Source organism: Virgibacillus alimentarius, from assembly GCF_017874635.1.
Taxonomy (GTDB): Bacteria; Bacillota; Bacilli; order Bacillales; family Amphibacillaceae; genus Virgibacillus_B; species Virgibacillus_B alimentarius.
Genome location: NZ_JAGIKX010000022.1, coordinates 43,981 through 49,980, shown reverse-complemented (window position 1 = coordinate 49,980; position 6,000 = coordinate 43,981). Strand labels below are relative to the sequence as shown.

General features: G+C 36.6%; 7 protein-coding genes and 1 riboswitch. Of the genes, 4 read left to right on the top strand and 3 right to left on the bottom strand.

The window, feature by feature from the left end:
- Positions 1-136: 136 nt before the first annotated feature.
- Positions 137-310, bottom strand: a riboswitch (M-box (ykoK) riboswitch).
- A 156-nt stretch (positions 311-466) separates the two neighbouring features.
- Positions 467-1,210, top strand: a complete 744-nt coding sequence (gene prpE / locus J2Z81_RS11110) for a bis(5'-nucleosyl)-tetraphosphatase PrpE (protein WP_038221012.1) — start codon at positions 467-469, stop codon at positions 1,208-1,210.
- Here prpE and J2Z81_RS11105 read toward each other — a convergent pair.
- Genes J2Z81_RS11105 through J2Z81_RS11095 form a run of 3 tightly spaced genes read right to left on the bottom strand, consistent with a single transcriptional unit; the run spans position 1,192 to position 3,552 of the window.
- A complete protein-coding gene (locus tag J2Z81_RS11105) occupies positions 1,192-2,085 on the bottom strand; it encodes an RluA family pseudouridine synthase (RefSeq protein ID WP_029267938.1) in 894 nt (297 codons plus the stop codon). The two genes, prpE and J2Z81_RS11105, sit on opposite strands and share 19 nt — an antisense overlap.
- Positions 2,086-2,107: 22 nt before the next feature.
- A complete protein-coding gene (locus J2Z81_RS11100; RefSeq protein ID WP_029267940.1) occupies positions 2,108-2,905 on the bottom strand; it encodes an NAD kinase in 798 nt (265 codons plus the stop codon).
- Between the two features lie 38 nt (positions 2,906-2,943).
- A complete protein-coding gene (locus J2Z81_RS11095) occupies positions 2,944-3,552 on the bottom strand; it encodes a GTP pyrophosphokinase (protein WP_029267942.1) in 609 nt (202 codons plus the stop codon).
- A gap of 137 nt (positions 3,553-3,689) precedes the next feature.
- On the opposite strand from J2Z81_RS11095, the gene J2Z81_RS11090 reads away from it, so the two are divergent.
- From J2Z81_RS11090 to J2Z81_RS11080, 3 genes are all read left to right on the top strand, one after another.
- Positions 3,690-4,256 carry a CYTH domain-containing protein gene (locus tag J2Z81_RS11090; RefSeq protein WP_029267944.1) on the top strand — a complete coding sequence of 189 codons (567 nt, stop codon included), beginning with the start codon at positions 3,690-3,692 and terminating at the stop codon, positions 4,254-4,256.
- 129 nt (positions 4,257-4,385) lie between these two features.
- Positions 4,386-4,769 (top strand): globin domain-containing protein, encoded by a 384-nt coding sequence (locus J2Z81_RS11085; protein WP_029267946.1) that lies wholly within the window; start codon positions 4,386-4,388, stop codon positions 4,767-4,769.
- Between the two features lie 74 nt (positions 4,770-4,843).
- Positions 4,844-5,740: a ClpXP adapter SpxH family protein gene (locus J2Z81_RS11080; protein WP_029267948.1), complete on the top strand. Its 897-nt coding sequence runs from the start codon at positions 4,844-4,846 to the stop codon at positions 5,738-5,740.
- The last annotated feature ends 260 nt before the right edge of the window (positions 5,741-6,000 follow it).

Sequence of the window (6,000 nt, the reverse complement as noted above, 5' to 3'; positions counted from 1 at the left end):
GGACACCCTTGCTTTTGGCTATGTGCTTACCGCTACATGGTTGCACTCGGGACTTTCACCCGTTAGAGTTCGCCCATGCTGGGCGAACTAAAAAACACCCTCCACGAAGAAGGGTGTTTATCATTATCCATGATTAAAAAACCATCATCGTAGAGTTTTAGCACTATATGGCTTGAATGAATGATATTCTTCATTCGGCTACATTAGAAACCACCTTAAGTCGATAGTTTCTGCTGACCCATTGGTGTCTCTCGACGTTTCTGGGCAGTAGCTTACCTCCATATAGGAGCCTCACCTAACGAGGGGTGATTTTAAGTTTTATCTATCTAACACGTAACTATTATAACAACACTTAGCTAATTGTCAAATACATCCATTCATGTTTGAAAAAAGCTAAATACTTATAAAATCAACATTCTATATATATACTATGCATAACGGAATAACATTTAAGGTGATGATAACATTGAAAATCGATATTATTGGTGATGTACACGGGTGCTACGAGGAATTATGCGAACTCCTTACTAAACTTGGCTATAAAAAACAGCAAAATACCTTCTTTCATCCCGAAGGAAGAAGGGCAGTGTTTGTAGGAGATATTACAGATCGTGGTCCAGCGTCGATCTCTGTTATTCAATTAGTATACAATATGGTTGTCGTTCATAAGGAGGCACAATACGTTCCGGGCAATCATTGCAATAAATTATATCGTTATTTTTTAGGAAATAACGTACAAGAAAAACATGGATTAGAAACAACTGTAGCGGAGTATAAAGCTTTAGGTCAAAAAGAACAGGAAAAAATTCGCAAACAGTTTATGTTTTTATATAAACATGCGCCACTATACTTGCAGATTCCAGAATTGCAAGTTGTTATTGCACATGCTGGAATCAAAACATCTTTGATTGGACGCACAGACAAAAAGGTTAAGTCTTTTGTTTTGTACGGGGATACTACCGGAAAGTTTCATCCGGATGGTCGCCCAATCCGCAGAGACTGGGCGAAATACTATCAAGGAGATCAATGGATTGTCTATGGCCACACACCTGTAAATGAACCGAGAAAAATAAATAAAACAATAAATATCGACACAGGATGTGTATTCGGGAATCGATTAACAGCTTTTTCTTTACCGGAAGAAAAAACAACTTCTATACCATCAAAACAGCCTTTTATAGAGGAAAAATTTCATCGTTTTGATGACTGATCCGATTCCATTAACCTTCCGATATCCTCTGGAACGGCCGATTGAAAAACCATTCTTTCATTTGTGGACGGATGGACAAAGCTCAGCTCAAAGCAGTGCAGTGCCTGCCGCTTCATTTTTTCAATGGAACCACCATATAGGTCATCGCCTGCAAGTGGGTGTCCAATGGAAGAGAAATGAACACGAATTTGATGGGTTCGGCCAGTTTCAAGTTTAATATCAACGAGGGAAAAATGAGAGGTCTCCTTTAAGACTTTGTATTTGGTAATAGCGCGCTTTCCTATTGAAGTGACAGTTCGTTCAATAATGGATCCTTCTTTCCTGCCAACTGGCCTGTTGATGATACCTTCCTTTTTCTTGAGATGTCCTTGTATGACAGCCTTATATCTGCGCCCCACTTCTCCTGCTCTTTGAGAAACCGCAAGCAAGGAATGGCTATACCGATGTTTTGCAATGAGCAGTAAACCTGATGTATCCCGATCAAGTCTTGTTACTATATGTACTGTATATGGAATCTTATTTTCTGCATAATAAGCCAACAATCCATTCGCTACTGTGCCTGTTGGATGTTGAAACGAGGGGATTGTTGCCATCCCCTGCTCTTTATTAATAATAATAATATCTTCATCTTCATAAACAATCGAAAGCGGGATTTTCTCCGGCTTCATATACGCTCCTACTTCCTCTTTCGGAAACTTGATCGTAAGTATATCCCCGGCAGATAAGCAATAGCGGACAGTTTGCGGGATTCCATTAACAGTAATTCCCTTATTTGTCTTTACTGCTATTATTAATCTTCTTGAAAATGCCAGTACATGTTGTAGGTAATCACGAAGCAGCATCCCATCATGTTCCTGTTCAATTTCCCATCTCATTTTCATGCCCCTCTTACTTACTCTATTCTTCAGCTACAAATGAATCCCTCACCCTATTCCAGAAAGGAAATGGACGGAATCTGGCAAAGCGAATCCTTTCTTTAGCAACCCGGCACTGGATTGATTTTACGTTCGTATAAGTTTCTGTAAAATGATCAATTGCGATTAAAAAGCTGCTGTCCACCATAGGTTTTAATAAACAAGTATGGTGCTTAGGTAAAATTAATGGGGAACCGATTGTACGAAAAACTCGGTTGTTAATGGACGCCATTTCGGTTAATTGAATCGCATCTACGGCAGGGTGTAGAATTGCTCCGCCCAATGCTTTATTATATGCTGTACTTCCAGATGGGGTTGATATACATAATCCATCTCCGCGAAATGTTTCAAAGTGTTCTCCTTTAATTTGAACATCAAAAACAACCGAACCTTCTGCTGTTTTAATCGTTGATTCGTTCAAGGCAAGAAATCGGTCTTCTTTGCCTCCAGTATGTGATCGAATTATGACTTCTAAAAGCGGGTACTCAACAATTTGAAATGGCGTCTTTGCAATTTCAATAATTAATTTTTCAACTTCTTCTGGTACCCAATCTGCATAAAATCCTAAGTGTCCAGTATGTACCCCAATAAAGGCGGTTGACTTTAAACGATATACATAGCGATGAAATGCTTCTAGGAATGTTCCATCTCCACCCACAGAAATAACAAGGTCCGGCTCTTTTTCATCATAGATTAGATCAAAATCTGTTAAATACTGTTTAACCGTTAATTTAATCTTATTGGAACGTTCATCGCCTCTTGAAACAACTGTAAACTTCATCCTGTCAGCCCCTTTATCATGATTTGGTTCATTTATTTCTACATTCGATGGAATATCCGTTGTGCTTCTTGTATTTCATGTTTTATGATCGACATTTCCTCATCTAACTTAAATGCCGCTTCTGCAGCCCGCTGTAATCTCGATTTAATATTAGGTGGTATACTTCCTTCATATTTATAATTTAATGAATGCTCATTGGTGGCCCAAAAATTCATCGCAAGTGTTCTAATTTGTATTTCCGCCATCACGATTTTCACACCATGAATTGTTTCCACTGGATATTCGATAATCATATGAAAGGAGCGATAACCGCTTGTTTTTTTATGTGAAATATAATCTTTTTCCGCAATGATAATAAAATCTTCCCGTGCGCGCAGCATTTTAACAATCGTATATATATCGTCGACAAACTGGCATACTACCCTAACGCCAGCAATATCCTGAATATCCTGTTCAATTCTCTCAAGTGGAACTTGTCTTTTTTCTGCCTTTTCGATAATACTTTGAATGGGCTTCACCCTACCTGTAATAAATTCAATAGGAGAATGTTTCGATTCATATTCAAATTGAGCCCGCATTCCTTTAAGCTTTACTTTTAGTTCTTCAACAACCTGTGAATAAGGTGCTAGTATTGCTTCCCAATTCATTAGCTGACACCACCTATTTTCATGTTAGATAACAACCTAATTTCATTTTACCACAACATTGCACAATCATTAATCATTGCATATTTAAGAGAATTTCGGGATAATTAGCATAAACTTTCCTCGGAGGTATTATTCAGGTGACACAAGAAATAGAGATTGAATATAAAAATTTATTAACAAAACAGGAATTTAATAATCTATTGGATCATTTACCATTTCCAGCAGACGCTCAAAAACAGACAAACTATTATTTTGAGACAAAGGACTTTTCCTTAAAGGAAAACGGATGTGCATTGAGAATTAGAGAAAAGGAGGATACCTATCATTTAACATTAAAAGAACCACATCCGAATGGTTTACTTGAAACACATGATATTTTAACAAAACAGGAAGCAATGAACTGGATTAAGGGAAAAAATAGAGTAATAAAAAATGCCGCTAAATCATTAAAACAATTGCAAATCTCGCCAGAGTCCCTTATTTATTATGGAAGTTTAATAACAGAGCGCAGGGAATTGAAATATAGAGAAGTTTTATTAGTACTGGATTATAGCATATTTAACGGGAAATCAGATTATGAATTGGAACTGGAAGCACCAAATGAAGAAATAGGTTTAAAAACATTTGAGAGACTTTTAACCCAGTTCCAGATTCCAAATCGAACAACTCCAAATAAAATTCAGCGCTTTTTTTCTTCATTATGAAGCAAGCATATTTGACTACCAATCAATACCCGTCAATCAGATAAGTTGCGACGCGCTAATTCGGTTGCTACAATATATACACATAAATAAGAAAGACAAACGTAAATTTTTAATAGGAGAAGATTTGGGATGACACAACAATTCGGAACAATCTACGAAGCAATTGGCGGCTTTGACACAATTGATCGCCTTGTAACAAACTTTTATCGCCGAGTAGGAAAACACCCTGCTTTAACACCCATTTTTCCAGAAGATTTAACAGAAACAGCTCGTAAACAACGATTGTTTTTAACACAGTTTTTCGGCGGTCCAAAATTATATACAGAAGAGCGCGGTCATCCTATGATGAGAAGAAGACATTTGCCGTTTCCAATAACACCGCAGCGAAGAGATGCATGGCTTGAATGTATGAAAGCTGCATTAGAAGAATCCGAAATTGAGGATCCATATCGTACAGCTATATTTGAAAAATTAACCATGACTGCAAATCATATGATGAATACACCTTCATAAATGTCCAAAATGCCCTCAGCCGCATATACTGGGCATTTTTTAAACAATTGATAATAATAGAAAGGAGAATCGATGTGAGTTTGAATCAATATGAACTGAAAGGTTCAAATCATCCAAACACATCGTCTAAATATAGCTTTTCTGATTTTGTGCAAAAGCCAATTGAAATTTACGTTTTCGTTGATCCACTTTGCCCAGAATGTTGGTCGATAGAGCCTTATTTAAAAAAACTTTCTATTGAATATGGACGTTTTTTTACGATACGCCCGATTATCACAGGGCATCTTAGCACGTTAAACACTGATAAATTTGAAAAACCTCAAAAATTAAAAGATATTTGGGAAAAAACCGCAAAACGAACAGGTATGAGTTGTGACGGAGATTTATGGATAGAAAATCCAGTATCCTATCCTTGGGTTGCATCGCTAGCGATAAAAGCTGCTGAACTCCAAGGCAAAAAAGCCGGAAGAATATTCTTGCGAAAAATGCAGGAAAGCCTATTCTTAGGCAAGCAAAATATCTCTAATGAAGATGTACTTATCCATTGTGCAAAAGAATCCAATCTTGATATTTCAGAGTTTAAAAGAGATCTGTATTCGACTTCCTCTAAAAAAGCACTTCAATGTGATTTAAAACTGACAAAAGAAATGGATGTCGATTATATCCCTTCACTTGTATTCTTTAATCAGCTTGTTGAAGAACAGGGAATTAAAATTTCTGGTCTGTACCCTTATCATATTTATGTATTAGTTTTAAAAGAAATACTTCAAAAAAATCCAATCCCCTCTGAAAAACCTCCTCTTGAAAATTTTCTAGCATTTTATGAGGTTGTGGGGAATAAAGAAATTTCAGTTGTATATGACTGGAGCATTGCTAAAACGGATCGTGAAATGAAAAAATTACAGCTCAAACAGAAAGTGAAAAAAATTCCGGTTAAATATGGTGCTTTTTGGAAATATATGAAGAACTAGAAAAAGGTTGTCTCGTACAAGCATCCACTTGCCAAGACAACCTTTTCTTGTATATTTCGCCAAAAAACAAAGGATATACAGGGCAACGTATATCCTTTGTCTTTCCTCTGCTTTGTATATCATTACAAAGGGGGGATGGGAGAAAGTTTCATGATTAAACAAAAAGGGGTTTTTATTTATTTATCTTACATTAATACTATAACAATAGATGATTTCCTACGCAATAAGTGTGTGCACATATTCACAAAAATGTCACTTCT